This window comes from Polaromonas jejuensis NBRC 106434 (genome assembly GCF_001598235.1).
Lineage (GTDB): Bacteria > Pseudomonadota > Gammaproteobacteria > Burkholderiales > Burkholderiaceae_C > Polaromonas > Polaromonas jejuensis.
Genome location: NZ_BCYO01000017.1, coordinates 26,414 through 44,190, shown reverse-complemented (window position 1 = coordinate 44,190; position 17,777 = coordinate 26,414). Strand labels below are relative to the sequence as shown.

Genomic DNA, 17,777 nt, shown 5'->3' with positions numbered 1-17,777 from the left:
TCAATCGTTTGACTCATGTGCTTTAATCCAGCACATGAATGCCTCCAGACGCCCCAAAACCCCCTTGCGCTTTGCGGGCCCCCAGGGCGCGAGCCGAAAGCAGCGCGCAGATGGCGTGGAAGCGCGGGCGCAGTTGCTGCACGCGGCGCTCAGGCTGTTCTCTGAAAAAGGCTTTGCCAAAACCTCGACCCGCGAGATCGCGCAGGCGGCCGGCGCCAACGTCGCCGCCATCAGCTATTACTTCGGCGACAAGGCCGGGCTGTACCGGGCGGTGTTTACCGAGCCCATAGGCAGCGCGCGCGACGATATCGCGCTCTACAACCAGCCCCATTTCACGCTGCGCCAGTCGCTGCAAGGCTTCTTCGCGGGTTTCCTCGAACCGATGCGCCAGGGTGAGCTGGTGCAGCTGTGCACCCGGCTGCACTTTCGCGAAATGCTGGAGCCCACCGGCCTCTGGGCGGAAGAGGTCGACAACGGCCTGAAGCCCGCGCATGCCGCGCTGGTGGCCGTGCTGTGCCGCCATCTGGCGCTTGCCGAGGCCGATGACGATGTGCACCGGCTGGCCTTTTCCATCACCGGGCTGGCCGTCCAGCTGTTCATCAGCCGCGACGTGGTGGAGGTGATACGGCCGCAGCTGTTCGGAACGCCCGAAGCCATAGCCCGGTGGGCCGGCAGCCTGGTGGGCTACGCAGAGGCCATGGTCGCTGTCGAAGCGGCCCGGCGAAGTACCGCACCCACCCACCGTTCTGCGGCCAGCCCTGTACGCATGAGGACTGCAAGCCATGAAAAGGTCTGAGCGCCAACCGCAGCCTTCCCGCCGGCTGAACCTGTGGCTCCGCCTCTGGCCCTTGGGGGCTTTATGGCTGGCGGGCTGTGCGGTCGAAGCCCCGTTTGCCCCTGTCGCCGTCGCCATTCCGCCCGCGTGGCAGGCTCCCTTGCCGGCGGCAGGCACCACGGCGGCATTGCCGCACCGCGGCAGCCTGGCCAGCCTGGCGCAGTGGTGGCAGCAGCAGAATGACCCCTTGCTCGTGGAGTTGATCATGGCCGCCGAGGCCGCCAGCCCGTCCATCGTGTCGGCGCTGTCCAACATCGAGCAGGCGCGCGCGTCCCGTGTGGCCTCCGGCGCGGCCATGCTGCCCACCCTGGACGCTGTCGGCAGCGTCACCCGCAGCCGCCCGCCACCCGTGAGCCGGACCATCTCCCCGATCACCACGACCCGCGAGGCGGGCTTGCAGTCGTCGTGGGAAATCGACCTGTTCGGCCAGTACGCCGCCAGCCGCGATGCCGACCAGCAGCGGCTGGAAGGCTCCCAGGCGCTGTGGCACGCTGCGCGGGTGTCGGTCGCCGCCGAGGTGGCCAATCAGTACTACAGCCTGCGGGCCTGTGAAAAACTGCTGGCTGTCGCGCGCGCCGATGCCGCGTCCCGGGAGGAAACCTCGCGCCTGGCAGAACTCAGCACCCAGGCTGGCTTTCAGGCGCCCGCCACCGCCGCACTGGCGCGTGCCAGCGCGGCAGAAGGCCGGGGCAACGCCATCCAGCAACGCACGCTGTGCGATCTCGATGTCAAGGCGCTGGTGGCGCTGACCGCCATGGCAGAGACCGACTTGCGGCAAAAACTGGCCCAGGCGCCCGCCGACCTGGCGCAGGAATCCCCGGCGCCCGTGGTCAGCGTGCCGGCCGAGGTGCTGGCCCAACGGCCCGATATTTTCAACGCGGCGCGCGAGGTGGATGCTGCCCACCTGGAGGTAGGCAGCGCGCGCGCGGAACGCTACCCGCGCCTGAACCTCAGCGGCTCCATCGCCACCGCCGAATCGAAAACGGGTCATTTTTCGCAGCGCTTTGACACCTGGTCGGTGGGGCCGCTGCAACTGACCATTCCGCTGTTTGATGGCGGTGCGAGCGAAGCCAACGTGGAAGCCGCCAAGGCGCGGTACGAGAACGCGGCGGCCCAGTACCGCGGCAGCGTGCGCCAGGCCGTCCGGGAGGTGGAAGAAGCCCTCGTCAACCTGCAAAGCACCGCGGAACGCAACCAGGACGCCATGGTCGCCGCCGAGGGCTACCTTGCATCCTTCACCGCAACCCAGGCCCGTTACGCCAGCGGCCTAATCAGCCTGGTGGAACTCGAAGACGTGCGGCGCACCCTGCTGGCGGCGCAGAGCGCCGTCGTGAACCTGCAGCGCGAACGCCGCAGCGCCTGGGTGGCCCTATACCGGGCGCTGGGCGGTGGCTGGACCGCGGCCAGCCCGCCGCCACCGCCCATGACCAGCGATGTTTCTGCCCCGATCACACCCGCCCTGCTCACCGCCCCCTGAGGGCGGCGCCCCGCCTTGCCACTGCCCACACGACCGACGGATCACCTCTCATGGAAAACTTCAAGCGCAAGCCGCTAGCTCTTGTTTTGATAGCTGCCATCGCCCTGTCTGCGGGCGCAGTAGCCATTTTTTCTTCAAAATCCGGGGCCGCCCCTGCATCCGGGGCAGGGGCCGCCAAGCCGGCCCTGACGGTGACCACGGCGCTGCCGCAGCCGCTCAGTCTTCCTGTCAAGCTCAGCGCCAATGGCAGCATCACGGCCTGGCAGGAAGCCATCATCGGCTCCGAATCCAACGGCCTGCGCCTGATCGAGGTGCGGGTCAACGTGGGTGACAAGGTCAAGGCCGGGCAGGTGCTGGCCGTGTTTTACGAAGGCAGCGTGCAGGCCGACACCGCGCAGGCGCGCGCCAGCCTCCTGGAAGCCCAGGCCAATGCGCTGGATGCCGCCGACAACGCGGCGCGCGCACGCACGCTGGAGCGCTCGGGCGCCCTGAGCGCGCAGCAGATCAACCAGTACAACACGGCCGAACAAACCGCCAAGGCCCGCGTCGAAGCGGCCCAGGCCGTGCTCGCCGCGCAGCAGCTGCGCGGCCGCCAGACCCGGGTGCTGGCCCCCGACAGCGGCGTGATTTCCGCGCGCAGCGCCACCCTGGGCGCGGTGGTGGGCGCCGGCACGGAGCTGTTTCGCATGATTCGCGGCGGACGCCTGGAGTGGCGCGCCGAAGTCACCTCGGCCGAGCTGGGCCGCATCCAGCCCGGCACACCGGTCACGGTGACGGCCGCCAGCGGCGCCGAACTCAGGGGCCGGGTGCGCATGGTCGCCCCCAGCGTGGACCCGCAAACCCGCGCCGGCCTGGTCTATGTGGACCTGCCTGGCTCTGCCGGCATGGCGTCGCCGGCCAAGGCCGGCATGTTTGCCCGGGGCGAATTTGAGCTGGGAACGACGGCCGCGCTGACGGTTCCGCAACCCGCGCTGGTGCTGCGCGACGGCTTCAGCTATGTGTTCCGGCTGAATGCCGACCAGCGCATCAGCCAGCTCAAGGTGCAGACCGGCCGGCGGGTCGGTGACCGGGTCGAGATCACCGCCGGCCTGGCCGCCGACACACGGGTCATTGTGAGCGGTGCCGGCTTTCTGAACGACGGTGATCTGGTGCGGGTGAACGATGCCTCAACATCAAATCAGCCTGCAGCCCCCGCCAGTTCAGCGCAGATAGCTACCAATTAAGGAGCAATCTCCTCATGAATGTCTCCGCCTGGGCTATCAAGAATCCGATCCCTGCCGTCATGCTGTTTGTGCTGCTGAGCTTTGCGGGCATGCTGTCGTTCAAAGCGATGAAGGTGCAGAATTTTCCCGACATCGATCTGCCCACGGTGTCGGTGTCGGCCTCGCTGCCCGGCGCGGCACCGGCCCAGCTTGAGAGCGAAGTGGCGCGCAAGCTGGAAAACTCGATGGCCACCCTACAGGGCCTCAAGCACCTCTACACCAAGGTGCAGGATGGCGGCGTCAGCATCACCGCCGAGTTCCGGCTCGAAAAACCGGTGCAGGAAGCCGTGGATGACGTGCGCGCCGCCGTGGCCAAAGTGCGCGGCGAATTGCCGGGCGATGTGCGCGACCCGGTCGTCACCAAGATGGACCTGGCTAACCAGCCCGTGCTGGCCTTCACCATCCGCTCACCACGCATGGACCAAGAGGCGCTGTCCTGGTTTGTCGATAACGATATTTCGCGCAAGCTTCTGGCCGTGCGTGGCGTGGGCGCCGTCAATCGCGTAGGCGGCGTGTCGCGTGAGGTACGCGTGGCGCTGGACCCCTCGCGCCTGCAGGCTTTGGGCGCCACCGCGGCCGACATCTCGCGCCAGCTGCGCCAGGTCCAGACGGAAAGCGCGGGCGGCCGCGCCGATCTGGGCGGCAGCGAGCAACCCATGCGCACGATGGCGACCGTCAAGTCCGCCGAGGAGCTGGGCCGGCTGGAGCTGGCCCTCAGCGATGGCCGGCGCATCCGGCTCGATGAGGTGGCCACTGTCAGCGACACCACGGCCGAGCCGCGCGCCGCCGCCTTGCTCGACGGCAAGCCGGTGGTGGGCTTCGAGGTATCGCGCAGCCGCGGCGAAAGCGAAGTCGCGGTGGGCGCGGCGGTGCGAAAGGCGCTGGCCGAACTCAAGCAGCAATACCCCGACGTGGAACTCACCGAAGCCTTCAATTTTGTGCAGCCGGTGCAGGAAGAGTACGACGGCTCCATGAACCTGCTGTACGAAGGCGGCATGCTGGCGGTGCTGGTGGTGTGGCTGTTCCTGCGCGACTGGCGCGCGACCTTCGTGTCGGCCGTGGCGCTGCCGCTGTCGGTGATCCCGGCGTTTATCGGCATGCACCTGCTGGGCTTTTCCATCAACGTCATCACGCTGCTGGCACTGTCCCTGGTGATCGGCATCCTGGTGGATGACGCGATCGTGGAGGTGGAGAACATCGTGCGCCACCTGCGCATGGGCAAAACGCCTTACGAAGCGGCGATGGAAGCGGCCGATGAAATCGGCCTCGCTGTGGTGGCCACGACTTTCACGCTGATTGCCGTCTTCTTGCCCACCGCCTTCATGAGCGGCGTGGCCGGAAAGTTCTTCAAGCAGTTCGGCTGGACCGCCTCGCTCGCCGTCTTCGCCTCGCTGGTCGTGGCCCGGGTGTTGACGCCCATGATGGCGGCCTACATTCTCAAGCCCATCGTGGGCCAGCATTCGGAGCCTCGCTGGATGAAGCTCTACCTGCGCGCGGCCACCTGGTGCATGCAGCACCGCGCAACGACCATGGCCTTCGCCACCGTCTTTTTCTTCGGCTCGGTGATGCTGATTCCGCTGCTGCCCACCGGCTTCATTCCGCCCGACGACAACTCGCAAACCCAGGTCTACCTGGAGTTGCCGCCCGGCGCCACGCTGGCGCAAACCAAAGCCTCGGCAGAACAGGCGCGCCTGCTGGTGAGCCAGGTGGCGCATGTCAAAAGCGTCTACACCACCATTGGCGGTGGCTCGGCCGGGAGTGACCCGTTCGCCATGCAGGGCGCAGCGGAAACCCGCAAGGCCACCCTGACGGTGCTGCTGGCCGAACGCAGCGCCCGCCCGCGCAAGCAGGGCATTGAAAACAAGATGCGGGCCGCGCTCGAAGCCCTGCCGGGGGTGCGCAGCAAAGTCGGACTGGGCGGCTCGGGAGAGGCCTATATCCTGATGCTGACCGCCGAAGATCCCAACGCGCTGCAAACCGCCGCGCTGGCGGTTGAAAAAGACCTGCGGACCATTCCGGGCCTGGGCAACATCTCGTCCAGCGCCAGCCTGGTGCGGCCGGAAATCGCAGTCCGTCCCGATTTCGCCCGCGCCGCCGATCTGGGCGTGACCAGTGCGGCCATGGGCGAGACGCTGCGCATTGCCACCGTCGGCGACTACGAGGAATCGCTGCCCAAACTGAACCTGCCCGAGCGGCAGGTGCCGATTGTCGTCAAGCTCGACGACGCCGCACGCAAAGACCTCAGCGTGCTGGAGCGCCTGGCGGTGCCCAGCGTCAAGCCGGGTGTCGGCCCGGTAATGCTGGGGCAGGTCGCCACCCTGGAAGTGACGGGCGGCCCGGCCATCATCGACCGCTACGACCGCTCGCGCAACGTCAAGTTTGAGATCGAGCTTTCGGGACGGGCACTCGGCGATGTCACCGAAGCGGTGAAAAAGCTTCCGGCCATCAAAGACCTGCCGGCCGGCGTCAAGGTGGTGGAGGTCGGTGACGCCGAAGTCATGGGCGAGCTGTTTGCCAGTTTTGGCCTGGCCATGCTGACCGGCGTGCTGTGCATCTACATCGTGCTGGTGCTGCTGTTCAAGGATTTCCTGCACCCGGTGACGATTCTTGCCGCTTTACCTTTGTCATTGGGCGGCGCCTTTGTCGGCCTGCTGATGGCGCAGAAAGCCTTTTCCATGCCCTCGCTGATCGGCCTCATCATGCTGATGGGCATCGCCACGAAGAACTCCATCCTGCTGGTTGAATATGCCATCGTGGCGCGGCGCGAGCACCAGCTGTCACGCCGGGACGCCCTGCTCGACGCCTGCCACAAGCGCGCCCGGCCCATCATCATGACCACCCTGGCCATGGGCGCAGGCATGTTGCCGATTGCCCTGGGCCTGGGCGCCGCCGATCCCAGCTTTCGCTCACCCATGTCGATCGCGGTCATAGGCGGGCTGATCACCTCCACCGTGCTCAGCCTGCTGGTGGTGCCCGCGGTGTTTACCTACATCGACGACCTGGAACACGGGATCAGGCGCCTGGCGGGGCGCTTGCGCGGACGCCGGCAGGGCGCCAGAAACCCCCAGGGCCAAGCCGGGCAATAGCCCGCCAGCCGGCCCTGGCACCGGTTTTGTCGTGTTGACCTGTAAAAAGCAGCCTCGCCGTGCAATTTTGGTGATTTAGCCGCCCGCTCCGCGCGGGTTTCTATTGGCCCCGAAAGCCGGCTGGCTTATACTTACAAGCTTGGCTTTACATTTCTTAACATGTCAAAACGCGTACTGCTTTCGGGCGCAACCGGCCTGATTGGCGGCGAGTTGATGCTTCTTCTGGCCGGGCGCGGCGTCTATAGCACCGCTGTGGTGCGTGCCCCGGATGCCGACCAGGCCCGCCAGCGCCTTCTCGAACGTCTGCAAAAAAGCGTTTTGTGGAAGCCTGAATTTGCCGAGATGGTGTCGGCGCAAGCCGGCGATGTGATCGAGCCCAACTTCGGCCTGAGCACCGAAGTGCTGCAATCGGCAGACGTGGTCCTGCACTCCGCGGCCAGCACCTCCTTCAAGCCTGGTGCGGGCGTCTACCCCATCAATATCAAGGCCGCCGAGCAGTTTTCCGGCATCCTCAAAAACCTCAAGCCCTCGCAGCGCGGCTTTTTCGTGGGAACGGCGGCCGTGACCACCGAGCCGCGCGGCGTGATCACCGAAGACCAGCCGTTTGCCGGCTATGCCAACGACTACATCCGCTCCAAGCGCGACGCCGAGACGCTGTTGCGCGCCGCCGGCAGCCCCTTTGTCAGCCTGCGACCCGGCATCGTGCTGGCCCGCGGCATTGACGACGCCAAGCTGTCGCGCAACATGCTGTGGGCGATTCCGGTGATGGCCGAGCTGGGCGATGTGCCGCTTGACCCGATGGCCAAGCTCGACTTTGCACCGGTGGACTTCATCGCCGGCGCGTTTGCCGAAATGCTGCTCAAGGCCGACCTGACGCATGACTGCTACCATGTGTCGACCGGGGAAGACTCCATGACCTTCAAGGCGCTGGCCGATGAGCTGAAAACAAGCATGCCCGGCATCGGCAAGATGGTGATGCGCGGCCGCGACTATGTGCCCACGCCCCAATTCGCCCGCCAGCGCTGGATGTACGAAGCCCTGCAGCCCTACCTGCCCTTCCTGACCGCCGACGCGGTGTTCAGCAATGCCCGCCTGCGGGCCGAAATCGGTGCGGCGGCCATGGCGCCGGCGCCCAGCAGCTACCTGGGCGAGCTGCTGGGAAGCTTCAGCCTGTCGGATGCCGTCCGGCAGATGTACACGCCCTGAGGCAGAAAAAACAAGGCCATCACTTTGTAGAATGCCCCCGTCGATCCCGGCCACTGGTAGTTGTCGTATCGATGAGGGACAATACAAATTGCTTACACATTTACTGGTTGGGTAATGAATTCTGATTTGATCAATCTTTTTGCCGAGACCTTTGGCATCAGCGAGGACAAACTGCTGCCGGATGCCACGCTGGAGAGCCTGGGACTCGACTCCCTGGCGGTCATTGAATTCCTGTTCCAGATCGAAGACAAGTTCGGCATCCAGATTCCCGATCAGGCGAATCCGCCGCGCACCCTGGGTGAAATGGTCCAGCTGATTGAGCCCCTGTTGCCAGCGGGCAAGCCAGGCGCCTGAGCCCCAGGACGGGGCTGGTCAAGACTGCCATGCGTCGCGTTGCCATCACCGGTCTTGGCGTTGTTTCCGCCATTGGAACCGGCACCCCCGTATTCTTTGAGTCGCTGCTCTCGTCCCGCTCGGGCATCCGGTTCATAGACATCCCCTTTCCAACCGGCACCGAAAGCGTGCTGGCGGGGGCGGTTGACTTCGATCCCGACCCTCACTTTCCACGCGCCCGTCTGCTGACCATGGACCGGGTCAGCCAGTTTGCGCTGGTCGCGGGCCGTGAGGCCATGGCCCAGGCCGGACTGAGCGACGCGACCGCCTGGCCTAGCCGCCTAGCGCCGGAGCGGTTTGGCGTTTCCATGGGGACCGGCAGCGGCGGTGCCAGCTCCACCGACGTGGCCTACACCGCCTTGCTGGAGCAAAAAGTCGCGCGCCTGCGCCCCATGACGGTTGTGCTGGCCATGAACAATGCCATTGCCGCCCATGTGTCGATGGAATTCGGCCTCAAGGGGCCGAGCAGCACCGTGTCCAATGCCTGCGCTTCCTCGGCTACCTCCATCGGGGAAGCCTTTCGCCAGATCCGGCACGGCTATGCCGATGCCATGCTGGCAGGCGGCGCGGAAGCGCTGCTGAACCGCGGCACCATCAAGGCCTGGCAAGCCATGCACACCCTGGCCAAACCGCATGCCGATGGCGCCGAAACCTCATGCCGTCCGTTTTCCCTTGACCGCACCGGCCTGGTCCTGGCCGAGGGTGCAGCCATGCTGGTGCTGGAAGAATGGGAAAGCGCCCAACGTCGCGGTGCCAACATCCTGGCTGAACTCTCGGGCTATGCCTCGACCACCGACGCCCATCACCTGACACAGCCCGAGCCGCAAGGGCAAGCTCGCGCCATGACGCTGGCGCTCGCCGATGCGGAGCTGAATGCCTCCGACATCGGTTACCTCAACGCCCATGGCACCGCCACCGAGGTCGGTGATGTGGTGGAAACCAACGCCATCAAGCTGGCCTTTCAGAATGCCGCCAGCCGCTTGCCCGTCAGCTCCAGCAAAGGGGGGCATGGGCACGCCATGGGCGCGGCGGGCGCCATGGAATTCATCGCCAGTGTGATGGCCTTGCGGGCCGGACAGCTGCCACCGACCGCCTTCCTCGAACACCCGGATCCACGTTGCGATCTCGACTACATCCCCCTGGTGGCACGGGATTGCCCGGGCTTGCGCGTGATCATGTCCAATTCGTTCGCGTTTGGCGGCTCCAACGCCGTGCTGATCGCCAAAGCGGCCTGAACGCCCTGACGACCCATGGTCGCTCGCGGCCGGATCGTGGGACAGCCGGCAAAAAACTCCGTCAGTTGGCGGACCGGATTTTTTTCACCAGCGCCGTGGTGGAATAGCCCTCGACAAACGGAATGGCCAGGGCCTGGCCGCCATAGGCTTTCACAACGGCCGTTTCGGCCAGCTTTTCCATGTCATAGTCGCCGCCCTTCACCAGGATGTCGGGCTTGAGTTCGGCGATCAGTTCCAGTGGCGTATTCTCGTCAAACCAGGTCACCAGACTCACGGACTCCAGCGCCGCCATCAGGACGGCCCGGTCCTCTTCATTGTTGAGCGGGCGGTCAGGCCCTTTGCCCAGCCGCCTGGCCGAAGCGTCCGTGTTGAGCGCCAATACCAGGCTGCCGCCCAGCTCGCGTGCCCGGGCCAGGTAAGTGGCGTGGCCGCGGTGCAGCACATCGAACACGCCATTGGTGAAGACCACCGGCCTGGCAAGCGCCGCCACCCGGGCCGGCGCCTCCTCGCGCGCCACGATTTTGTCGAAAAAAACCGGCTTGCTCACGCGGCCAGCGGTTTGCTGTCAGGCGCGATGACGGCGGCCAGCTCCTTGCCGATTCCCTTGCGGAAGCGATTGAGTTCCTGGACGCTCTTGAAGCTCTGGTTCATCAGCAGGCTCAAGTTATGCAGGATGCGGTCGACGACCTTGCCCTCCCACACGGCATCAAACTTGATCTGGGTGTCCAGCCAGTGCTCCAGCCATTCGGGGTTGGGCAGGCGGCTCTGGATGGTGTCGCGCGGGAACAGGTTCTTGTTCACATGCAGGTTGGTCGGATGCAGGGCCTGCGCTGTGCGGCGGGCACTGGCCATGAGCACCCCCACCTTGGTGAAGGCCGTCCTGGCTTCGTTGCCGAAGTTGTTGATGGCGCGCTTCATGTAGCGCAGGTAGGCGCCGCCATGGCGCGCCTCGTCCTGGCTGAGCTGGGTGTAAATCTGCTTGATGACCGGCTCGGTATGCCATTCGCTGGCACGGCGGTACCAGTGGTTCAGGCGGATCTCGCCACAGAAATGCAGCATCAGGGTTTCCAGCGCGGGCGCCGGCTCGAACTCAAAGCGCACCTCATGCAGCTCTTCTTCCGTGGGCGCCAGGTCAGGCCTGAAGCGCTTGAGGTATTCCATGAGCACCAGCGAATGCTTTTGCTCCTCGAAAAACCAGATCGACATGAAGGCCGAAAAATCGCTATCGTCCTTGTTGTCACGCAAAAACATCTCGGTCGCCGGCAGGGCCGACCACTCGGTGATGGCGTTCATCTTGATGGTTTGGGCCTGTTCGTCGGTGAGTTTGGATGCGTCAAAACTGGCCCAGGGGATGTCCTTGTCCATGTCCCAGCGGACGGATTCCAGTTGTTTGAACAGTTCGGGGTAAAGCATGGGAACTCCTTGGCAAGCGGGTACGCAGGGAAATCTGCCTCGGATGTCCTGCCGGTTCATCCTGGGTACTCCCCTGATTTTAGGCGGCGAATGTGACAAGTGGTGACTTGCGGGGCTTTTGCCAACTTATCCCATGGATTTCGGCCTGAATGCCGGGGCATTTGCCAACCGGCGGGTGTTTCCAGAAACTTTCTGCCTCCCCTCAGCGCGGACTTCCAACCCGCAGGCCAAAGCTGAATCCGGCGGCAGGGCCGGGCGCCGGCCCAAAGACCATCGCTTCAACCCGACTTTTGGGGCGGCCTGCGTTGCAGGCGCAAACGCGTCAGAATGAATCCACCATGAATCGCATCCGGCACCAGCCAGCGAGTCCAGCCATGCCCCTTCCTGCCGCCAGACCCTTGCGCGCGATCACCCTCGCCATCCTGGGCGCCGCGCTGTGCACGGCGGGCGTCGGGGCAGCAACGCCTGTTGCGCCCGTGGCCCCGGCGGCGGCCTGTACCGGCCTCCTGCAACAGACATTCCTGCGGTTGCAGGATGAGAAACCGCAGTCTCTTTGCCAGTACAGCGGCAAGGTGGTGGTCGTGGTCAATACCGCCAGTTTTTGCGGCTTCACGCCGCAATATGAGGGCCTGGAAGCGCTTTATGCCAAATACAAGGACCGCGGCCTGGTGGTGCTGGGCTTTCCTTCCAACGACTTTTCGCAGGAAACCGGCAGCAACAAGGAGATTGCCGATTTCTGCGAAAACACCTTCGGCGTGAAATTTCCGATGTTCACCAAAACCAGTGTGCGAGGTCAAGACGCCAGTCCCCTGTTCAAGCAACTGGCCGCCCAGACCGGCACCGCACCGCGCTGGAACTTCTACAAATACGTGATAGCGCGCGATGGCGTCAGCGTCACCAGCTTCAACTCCATGACCGACCCCGCCAGCCGCCAGTTTGTCGGCGAGATTGAAAGGCAGCTGGCCAGCAAATGGCCGCATTAACAAAAATTTACCTGGCCAAGCCCGGGGACGCTGGGAACTACCGCGGCAGCAGGTCCTCTATATTGAAATCAGCGCGGTTTTTTCACATGAACGGCGCAGTCAAAAACAGTTTCATTGTTGCGAAGCCTTTTGAACCGTTTCGGTTCGAATGCAATCCCGGGGCGCTCCTCCTCCTCCCTCCCTCCCTCGTTCGCGCCGGGGCGCTTCGCAGCATTTTTATCTTCCGGGTGTCCGCATGAGGGCGGCGCCCCTGCGCCTTGCAATGATTGCTTAAGGTATTTCCGGGCTGGCTGCTGGGCACCGCCCTGAACGGCCAAGCCGGAGTACGCGGCATTTTCAGCCACATGCGTGAGGCGCCGGCCGAAAAGCCGCCGTCTTGCGTCGCGCGCCCACCCGCTACATTTTTAATAGCTGCTTGCGCCCATTCTGATTGGGCTGGATACATCTTTTACAGAAATATCAGCCGGGCTGCGTGTCAGCAAAGCTGGGGCGCTGAACCAGTTTTTCCTGCAGCCTGGCGAGGTTGGGATGGCTTTCGCGCCAGTTGATCTGCGGAAAACGCAAATCCAGGTAGCCCAGCGCGCAACCGACCGCCACATCCGACAGGCTGAAATGAATGCCGCTGCAAAAAGCCTTGTCGGCCAGCCCCGCGCTCATGGCCTTGAGGGCGGTGGCCATCTTGCCCGTTTGCCGCTCTATCCAGGCCTGGCTGCGCTCGCCGGCGCCGCGGCCCGACCAGGTGGCCTCCAGCCGCGCCAGAATGGCGGCGTCCAGCACGCCATCGGCCAGCGCCTCCCAGGTCTTGACCTCGGCGCGCTCGCGGCCCTGCACGGGAATGAGCCGGCCCACGGGGGACAGGGTGTCCAGGTATTCGACGATCACACGGGAGTCAAACACGGCTTCGCCGCCCTCCATGACCAGGCAGGGCACCTTGCCCAGCGGATTGGAAGCGTTGATATGGGTATCGGCGGCCCAGACATCCTCCAGCACCAGCTGGTAATCGAGTTTTTTCTCAGCCATCACAATGCGTACTTTGCGCACATAGGGGCTGGTGGCAGAGCCGATGAGTTTCATAGTGGGTGAGATCGTAGTCCGGGGGAAGAGGATTCTATCGAGTATGCCCGCAGTGACGGCCGATGAAAGCCCAAGGCGTGCGAATTTGCACGATTTTGGCCCCGCCGCAGGCGGCAGGCCATGCGGCCCCCCGCCATCGGGCGCCCGGCCTACAATTGGCGCATGAGCTTTTCCACCATCAATGCGCTGTCCCCGCTGGACGGCCGCTACGCCAGCAAACTGAGTCAACTTCGTCCCCTGATGTCCGAGCAAGGCTATATGCACCGCCGGGTTCAGGTGGAAATTGCCTGGTTTATCGCCCTGTCTGACGCCAAGTTCGCCGAGTTCAATCCACTGAGCCCCGGTGCCCGTACCTACCTGCTGAACCTCGTCAAAAACTTCTCCGAGGCCGATGCGGTCGCCATCAAGGAGATTGAAAAGACCACCAACCACGACGTGAAAGCCGTGGAGTACTGGATCAAGTCCAAGTTTGAAGCCCGCCCCGAGCTGCAGCACGCCAGCGAATTCGTGCACTTCGCCTGCACCAGCGAAGACATCAACAATACCAGCCATGCGCTGCAGCTCAAAAGCAGCCGCGAACTGGTGCTGCTGCCGGCGCTCGACAAGGTGATTGCACTGCTGCGCAAGATGGCCCACGCCTATGCCGACGAGCCCATGCTCAGCCGCACCCACGGACAGACCGCCAGCCCTACCACCGTGGGCAAGGAGATCGCCAACGTGATGGTGCGCCTGGTCAATGCGCGCGAGAAAATTGCCGGCATCCAGCTGATGGCCAAAATGAATGGCGCCGTGGGCAACTACAACGCCCACCTGTCGGCCTGGCCCGAGTTTGACTGGGAAGCCTTCAGCAAGAAGGTCATCGAAACCCCCGAGCCGCTGGGCCTGGGCCTGACCTTCCAGCCCTACAGCATACAGATCGAGCCGCACGACTACATGGCCGAGCTGTTCGACGCCGTGGCGCGCACCAACACCATCCTGATCGACTTCGCCCGCGATGTCTGGGGCTATGTCAGCGTGGGCTACTTCAAGCAGCGCCTCAAGGACGGCGAGATCGGCTCGTCCACCATGCCGCACAAGGTCAACCCGATTGACTTTGAAAACGCCGAAGGCAACCTGGGCCTGGCCAACGCCCTGCTCAGGCACCTGAGCGAGAAGCTGCCGATCAGCCGCTGGCAGCGCGACCTGACCGACTCGACCGTGCTGCGCAACATGGGCGTGGCGCTGGGTTACGCGGTGCTGGCCTACAACTCGCTGAGCATCGGGCTGAACAAGCTCGAACTCAACCGCGAGGCGCTGGCCGATGACCTGAACGCCTCATGGGAAGTGCTGGCCGAACCGATCCAGACGGTGATGCGGCGTTACGGCGTGCAGGGCGCGTATGAAAAGCTCAAGGAAGTCACCCGCGGCAAAACCGTCCAGGCCGAAGACCTGCACGGCCTGATCCGTTCGCTGGAGATTCCCGAAACTGAAAAAGAGCGTCTGCTGGCCATGACGCCGGCCAACTATGTCGGCATGGCGGCCGAACTGGCCAAGCGGGTCTAAAAAGCACTTGGGCGCGGGCTGACATGGGGCCCGCGTCATGTTTGGGCCTGCGGTGGCATATCCGCTCCACAGTGCCAGCACTGCTCAAACCCACCTTCTACGATTTCGCCACAAGCACACAGCCAGCGCCGCTGCGGCCGGTTTTGCAACGCGTGCAACAAGGCCTGTGCGCGGGCCTCGTCCTCGTCATGCGTGAGCCAGACCTCGGGCAGGCACTGGTCGGGCGGCAGTTCGCCGGCGATAGCGCCCAAAAAGTAACGCTGCACGCTGGCCGCGATGCCGGCCTGCTGCAGGGCGTCGGCCCACAGCGCGGCCATCGCAATATTGGGTGCGCGGGTCAGTCGGAGCATGGCATCAGTGTAGTCCGATTCGCTCCCAAATCAATAGCTGCCTGCACCCGCCCCTTAAGGGCTAAAGGCCGAAATGACTGGTATTTTTCAGGATGCGTCAGGTGGCGCGGCCGGGGCCTTGTTCTCGAGCGCCCGGTCGGCGTAGCGGCCAAAGCGCCAGGCCGTATCCTCCTGCGTGATGCGCCGCCAGGTGCTGCGCTTCTCGGCGGGCGTCATCTCCGGCCAGCGCTGGACTTCTTCAAAAGTGCGGCCACAGCCCTTGCACATGTCATCGCCCTGGCTGGTCGAGCAGATCGCGATGCAGGGGGTATCGGCCTGGGTGTCGTACCAGCTGCGCCAGGCCGCCATGGCCTGGGGCGGAAAGCTCCGCTCGTCGGCCTCGTCCTCATGGTAGAAAACCATCAGCGCATAGACCTCGGCCAGCACGCGCAGCTCGGGCGCGAGCGTCACGCCGTCGGACGACGGTTTTTTCTCGCGCCAGTAGTTGATGGCCGCTTCGATATCGGTGATGTGGATGCCGGGCATGGAGAAGAGGTATTAGTGCTGGTCCGCGCCATGAAAGGCGCCGCAAGGCCGGGCTGTTCATTATCGGCCAGACGCCCGCGCCGCTCGCCGCCCCACCGCAAAGCCGTGGCTGCCGGAAGGGCTCTGGCAACCCAGGCAACGCCCGCCCGGCCACGCGCTACAGCTGGACTTGCGCAACACCGATGCCGTCAAATTCGGCAATCACCCGGTCTCCGGCCCTGGCATGCAAAACGCCCACCCAGGTGCCCGTGGTCAGGACCGTGCCGGCGGCCACGGTGCGGCCGCCGCGCGTCGCGTGGCGCAGCCATTCACCAACGCCCCAGACCGGATTGTCCAGCGAATGGGTGCCTTGGCGCTGGACCACCGGCTGCTCGCCAATGAACACGCGGCAGACCTGCTTGGCCCAATCGCGCGGCGCCCAGGGCACCCACGGGCCCAGCACCAACGCGCCGTGCGTCTGCAGATCGGCCAGGCGCAGCAGCGCCGGCGCCGACATGCCGCCGGTCCAGCGCGAATCGACGACTTCTATGGACACCGCCATGGCCTCTATCAGCGCCGAGGCGCTGGTTTCGTCCAGCGTGGCCGCCCGACCCGCATCGACCGCCTCGCCCAGGCGCAGGGCGACCTCGGCCTCGATGCCGCGCATGCCGAAGGCAAACGCGCCGGCGGTGGCCGGGCTGTTCCAGACACCGGCCGGCGGCAGGGGCGCATGCGTCAGCGTCGCCTGGCGCGAGGCGCCACCCGACTTCCAGTGCATGGGCCCCTCGGCGCCGTACCACTGCAGGGCCTCGGCCACGCCGGCCTGCACCGCATAAGCCTGTTCTGCGCTGGTCAGTGTTTCGGAAAATTCGCTCGCCTCGGCGAGGCGATGCTCATGGCGTGCGCGCAGCAGCGCATTGACGACGGTGGTGACGCAGGGGTCAGACATGCAGGAGGCTCCTTGGTACAAAGTGGTGGGAAGGCCGTCACAGCGGTGGCCAGCGGTCGGCCCAGGGGGCCGCCGCCTCGTAGGCCGCCCCCAATTCCAGCAGCATATCGTCTGCGCCGTAAGCGCCGATTATCTGCACGCCTATGGGCAAACCGGACGAAGAAGGCTGGGCCGGCACGGCCAGCGCCGGCAGGCCGGCCGCATTGACCCAGGCGGTGAACACCGCATGGCCGCGCGGCCCCACAGTCTGGCCGGCAATGACGGACGGAAAGGCTTCTTCCGCCGGCCAGGGCAAGGCGGCGGCGGCTGGCGTCACGAGGACGTCGATGTCACTAAACAGGCGCGCGCAGTCGCTGCGCAGCTGCGCCACGGTTTCCAGGATCTCCCACAGGCGCGCCGCCGGCTGGGCCGCGCCCTGCTGCGCCATCTCCAGGTATTTGGCCGATGCGCCCTCGCGCCAGGCCGGGTGGGTCTCGAAGAGATGGGCCAGGCCGACCTGGCCGACCACCGGCCAGGCCGTGGCCATGAAGGCGAGGTCCAGCGGCATCGCGCCCTCGGTCACCGTGTGGCCGAGATCCGCCAGGCGCCGGGCCGCCCACGCGCAATTCGCGGCGATCTCCGGGTCCACCGGCGCACCGTCCAGCGTCGGCACGTACAGGATGCGCAGCGGGCCGGCGCCGCGCCGGGGAGCGCGCGCCGCCTCGGCCGCCAGCGAGTGCCTGTCGGTGACACGGGGGCCGCGCAATGCGTCGAACAGCAGCTTCACGTCGGCCACGGTACGCGCCATCGGCCCGACCACCTCGAAGTCGAGCAGCAGCGAGGGCAGGCCCTGGCCGCGCGCCAACGCGCCTATCGAGGGCTTGAGACCGACCACACCGCAGTGCGAGGCGGGCCGGCGGATGGAGCCGCCACCGTCGGTGCCCAGGGCCAGCGGCGCGATGCCGGCGGCCACGCCGGCGACCGCGCCGCCGCTGGAGCCGCCCGGCGTCAGCGCCGGGTTCCAGGGGTTGCGCGTGGTGCCGAACAGGCGGTTGCTGGTGTAGCCCTCCAGCGTGAACTCCGGCACATTGGTCTTGCCGAGGATCAGCGCTCCGGCCGCCCGCAGGCGAGCCACCGGCAACTCGTCGCACGCCGCGCGGTGCTCGCGCAGCGCCGGCGAACCCCAGGTGGTTGGCAGGTCACAAGTCAGCAGGTTGTCCTTGATGCTCAGTGGAATGCCATCGAGCGGGGACAGCGGCCGGCCGGCGGCGAAGCGGGCGCCGGCGGCGCTCGCTTCGTCGAGGACGGCGGCATCGCGGCGCGCCACGACCGCGTTGAGTGTCGGATTGACGGCCTCGAGCCGGGCCAGGCAACTCTCAACCACGGCTCGCGGGGTCAGCGAGCCCGCCCGGTAGCGACGTTGCAGTTCGCTGGCAGACAACTGCCACGCTTGGGAGACGTCGTTCGCTGTCATTGGCATGCCTTCAGC

General features: G+C 65.4%; 16 protein-coding genes. 9 read left to right on the top strand and 7 right to left on the bottom strand.

Annotated elements, in window-relative coordinates; genetic code table 11:
- Positions 1–34 precede the first annotated feature (34 nt).
- The 7 genes from PJE01S_RS17345 (at position 35) to PJE01S_RS17315 (ending at position 9,494) form a co-directional block, all read left to right on the top strand.
- Positions 35–796 (top strand): CerR family C-terminal domain-containing protein, encoded by a 762-nt coding sequence (locus PJE01S_RS17345; RefSeq protein ID WP_068834895.1) that lies wholly within the window; start codon positions 35–37, stop codon positions 794–796.
- Positions 783–2,312, top strand: a complete 1,530-nt coding sequence (locus PJE01S_RS17340) for an efflux transporter outer membrane subunit (RefSeq protein ID WP_068834894.1) — start codon at positions 783–785, stop codon at positions 2,310–2,312. Before PJE01S_RS17345 ends, PJE01S_RS17340 begins: the two co-directional genes overlap by 14 nt.
- A gap of 50 nt (positions 2,313–2,362) precedes the next feature.
- On the top strand, positions 2,363–3,535 hold the full coding sequence (locus PJE01S_RS17335) for an efflux RND transporter periplasmic adaptor subunit (RefSeq protein ID WP_068834893.1): 1,173 nt from the start codon (positions 2,363–2,365) through the stop codon (positions 3,533–3,535).
- Between the two features lie 14 nt (positions 3,536–3,549).
- Positions 3,550–6,660, top strand: coding sequence for an efflux RND transporter permease subunit (locus tag PJE01S_RS17330; protein ID WP_068834892.1), 3,111 nt, complete (start codon positions 3,550–3,552; stop codon positions 6,658–6,660).
- A gap of 159 nt (positions 6,661–6,819) precedes the next feature.
- The gene (locus PJE01S_RS17325; protein ID WP_068834891.1) at positions 6,820–7,866 is read left to right on the top strand and encodes an SDR family oxidoreductase; all 1,047 of its coding nucleotides are present in this window, start codon (positions 6,820–6,822) and stop codon (positions 7,864–7,866) included.
- Positions 7,867–7,980: 114 nt separating this feature from the next.
- Positions 7,981–8,220 carry an acyl carrier protein gene (locus tag PJE01S_RS17320; protein ID WP_084389612.1) on the top strand — a complete coding sequence of 80 codons (240 nt, stop codon included), beginning with the start codon at positions 7,981–7,983 and terminating at the stop codon, positions 8,218–8,220.
- Between the two features lie 29 nt (positions 8,221–8,249).
- Entirely contained in the window at positions 8,250–9,494 is a 1,245-nt protein-coding gene (locus tag PJE01S_RS17315; RefSeq protein WP_068834889.1) for a beta-ketoacyl-[acyl-carrier-protein] synthase family protein, read from the top strand.
- A gap of 61 nt (positions 9,495–9,555) precedes the next feature.
- Here PJE01S_RS17315 and rfaE2 read toward each other — a convergent pair whose 3' ends face one another.
- A complete protein-coding gene (rfaE2, locus tag PJE01S_RS17310) occupies positions 9,556–10,041 on the bottom strand; it encodes a D-glycero-beta-D-manno-heptose 1-phosphate adenylyltransferase (RefSeq protein WP_068834888.1) in 486 nt (161 codons plus the stop codon).
- Positions 10,038–10,907, bottom strand: coding sequence for a ferritin family protein (locus tag PJE01S_RS17305; RefSeq protein ID WP_068834887.1), 870 nt, complete (start codon positions 10,905–10,907; stop codon positions 10,038–10,040). Before PJE01S_RS17305 ends, rfaE2 begins: the two co-directional genes overlap by 4 nt.
- Before the next feature lie 374 nt (positions 10,908–11,281).
- Here PJE01S_RS17305 and PJE01S_RS17300 point away from each other — a divergent pair, with 374 nt between their 5' ends.
- On the top strand, positions 11,282–11,890 hold the full coding sequence (locus PJE01S_RS17300) for a glutathione peroxidase (RefSeq protein WP_068834886.1): 609 nt from the start codon (positions 11,282–11,284) through the stop codon (positions 11,888–11,890).
- A 459-nt stretch (positions 11,891–12,349) separates the two neighbouring features.
- Here the strand turns inward: PJE01S_RS17300 and PJE01S_RS17290 are convergent, their stop codons facing one another.
- On the bottom strand, positions 12,350–12,964 hold the full coding sequence (locus PJE01S_RS17290) for a glutathione S-transferase N-terminal domain-containing protein (RefSeq protein ID WP_068834884.1): 615 nt from the start codon (positions 12,962–12,964) through the stop codon (positions 12,350–12,352).
- A gap of 162 nt (positions 12,965–13,126) precedes the next feature.
- Between PJE01S_RS17290 and purB the strand changes: the two genes are divergently transcribed.
- A complete protein-coding gene (purB, locus tag PJE01S_RS17285) occupies positions 13,127–14,506 on the top strand; it encodes an adenylosuccinate lyase (RefSeq protein WP_068834946.1) in 1,380 nt (459 codons plus the stop codon).
- A 35-nt stretch (positions 14,507–14,541) separates the two neighbouring features.
- On the opposite strand, the gene PJE01S_RS17280 is transcribed toward purB, so the two are convergent.
- The 4 genes from PJE01S_RS17280 to PJE01S_RS17265 form a co-directional block, all read right to left on the bottom strand.
- A complete protein-coding gene (locus PJE01S_RS17280) occupies positions 14,542–14,856 on the bottom strand; it encodes a putative signal transducing protein (RefSeq protein WP_068834883.1) in 315 nt (104 codons plus the stop codon).
- 87 nt (positions 14,857–14,943) lie between these two features.
- Complete coding sequence (locus PJE01S_RS17275) at positions 14,944–15,381, bottom strand: DUF3717 domain-containing protein (protein WP_068834882.1); 438 nt, start codon at positions 15,379–15,381, stop codon at positions 14,944–14,946.
- A 157-nt stretch (positions 15,382–15,538) separates the two neighbouring features.
- A complete protein-coding gene (locus tag PJE01S_RS17270; protein WP_068834881.1) occupies positions 15,539–16,309 on the bottom strand; it encodes a fumarylacetoacetate hydrolase family protein in 771 nt (256 codons plus the stop codon).
- Between the two features lie 37 nt (positions 16,310–16,346).
- Positions 16,347–17,762 (bottom strand): amidase, encoded by a 1,416-nt coding sequence (locus PJE01S_RS17265; RefSeq protein ID WP_068834880.1) that lies wholly within the window; start codon positions 17,760–17,762, stop codon positions 16,347–16,349.
- Positions 17,763–17,777: the final 15 nt, after the last annotated feature.

What these genes read in the sequence shown, in the direction of transcription:
- PJE01S_RS17315 (WP_068834889.1), top strand. Translation starts at nt 8,250, where the DNA reads ATGCGTCGCGTTGCCATCACCGGTCTTGGCGTTGTTTCCGCCATTGGA.
- PJE01S_RS17270 (WP_068834881.1), bottom strand. Translation starts at nt 16,309, where the DNA reads ATGTCTGACCCCTGCGTCACCACCGTCGTCAATGCGCTGCTGCGCGCA.
- PJE01S_RS17300 (WP_068834886.1), top strand. Translation starts at nt 11,282, where the DNA reads ATGCCCCTTCCTGCCGCCAGACCCTTGCGCGCGATCACCCTCGCCATC.
- PJE01S_RS17325 (WP_068834891.1), top strand. Translation starts at nt 6,820, where the DNA reads ATGTCAAAACGCGTACTGCTTTCGGGCGCAACCGGCCTGATTGGCGGC.
- PJE01S_RS17280 (WP_068834883.1), bottom strand. Translation starts at nt 14,856, where the DNA reads ATGCTCCGACTGACCCGCGCACCCAATATTGCGATGGCCGCGCTGTGG.
- PJE01S_RS17305 (WP_068834887.1), bottom strand. Translation starts at nt 10,907, where the DNA reads ATGCTTTACCCCGAACTGTTCAAACAACTGGAATCCGTCCGCTGGGAC.
- PJE01S_RS17335 (WP_068834893.1), top strand. Translation starts at nt 2,363, where the DNA reads ATGGAAAACTTCAAGCGCAAGCCGCTAGCTCTTGTTTTGATAGCTGCC.
- PJE01S_RS17340 (WP_068834894.1), top strand. Translation starts at nt 783, where the DNA reads ATGAAAAGGTCTGAGCGCCAACCGCAGCCTTCCCGCCGGCTGAACCTG.
- PJE01S_RS17290 (WP_068834884.1), bottom strand. Translation starts at nt 12,964, where the DNA reads ATGAAACTCATCGGCTCTGCCACCAGCCCCTATGTGCGCAAAGTACGC.
- PJE01S_RS17320 (WP_084389612.1), top strand. Translation starts at nt 7,981, where the DNA reads ATGAATTCTGATTTGATCAATCTTTTTGCCGAGACCTTTGGCATCAGC.
- purB (WP_068834946.1), top strand. Translation starts at nt 13,127, where the DNA reads ATGAGCTTTTCCACCATCAATGCGCTGTCCCCGCTGGACGGCCGCTAC.
- PJE01S_RS17265 (WP_068834880.1), bottom strand. Translation starts at nt 17,762, where the DNA reads ATGACAGCGAACGACGTCTCCCAAGCGTGGCAGTTGTCTGCCAGCGAA.
- PJE01S_RS17275 (WP_068834882.1), bottom strand. Translation starts at nt 15,381, where the DNA reads ATGCCCGGCATCCACATCACCGATATCGAAGCGGCCATCAACTACTGG.
- PJE01S_RS17330 (WP_068834892.1), top strand. Translation starts at nt 3,550, where the DNA reads ATGAATGTCTCCGCCTGGGCTATCAAGAATCCGATCCCTGCCGTCATG.
- PJE01S_RS17345 (WP_068834895.1), top strand. Translation starts at nt 35, where the DNA reads ATGAATGCCTCCAGACGCCCCAAAACCCCCTTGCGCTTTGCGGGCCCC.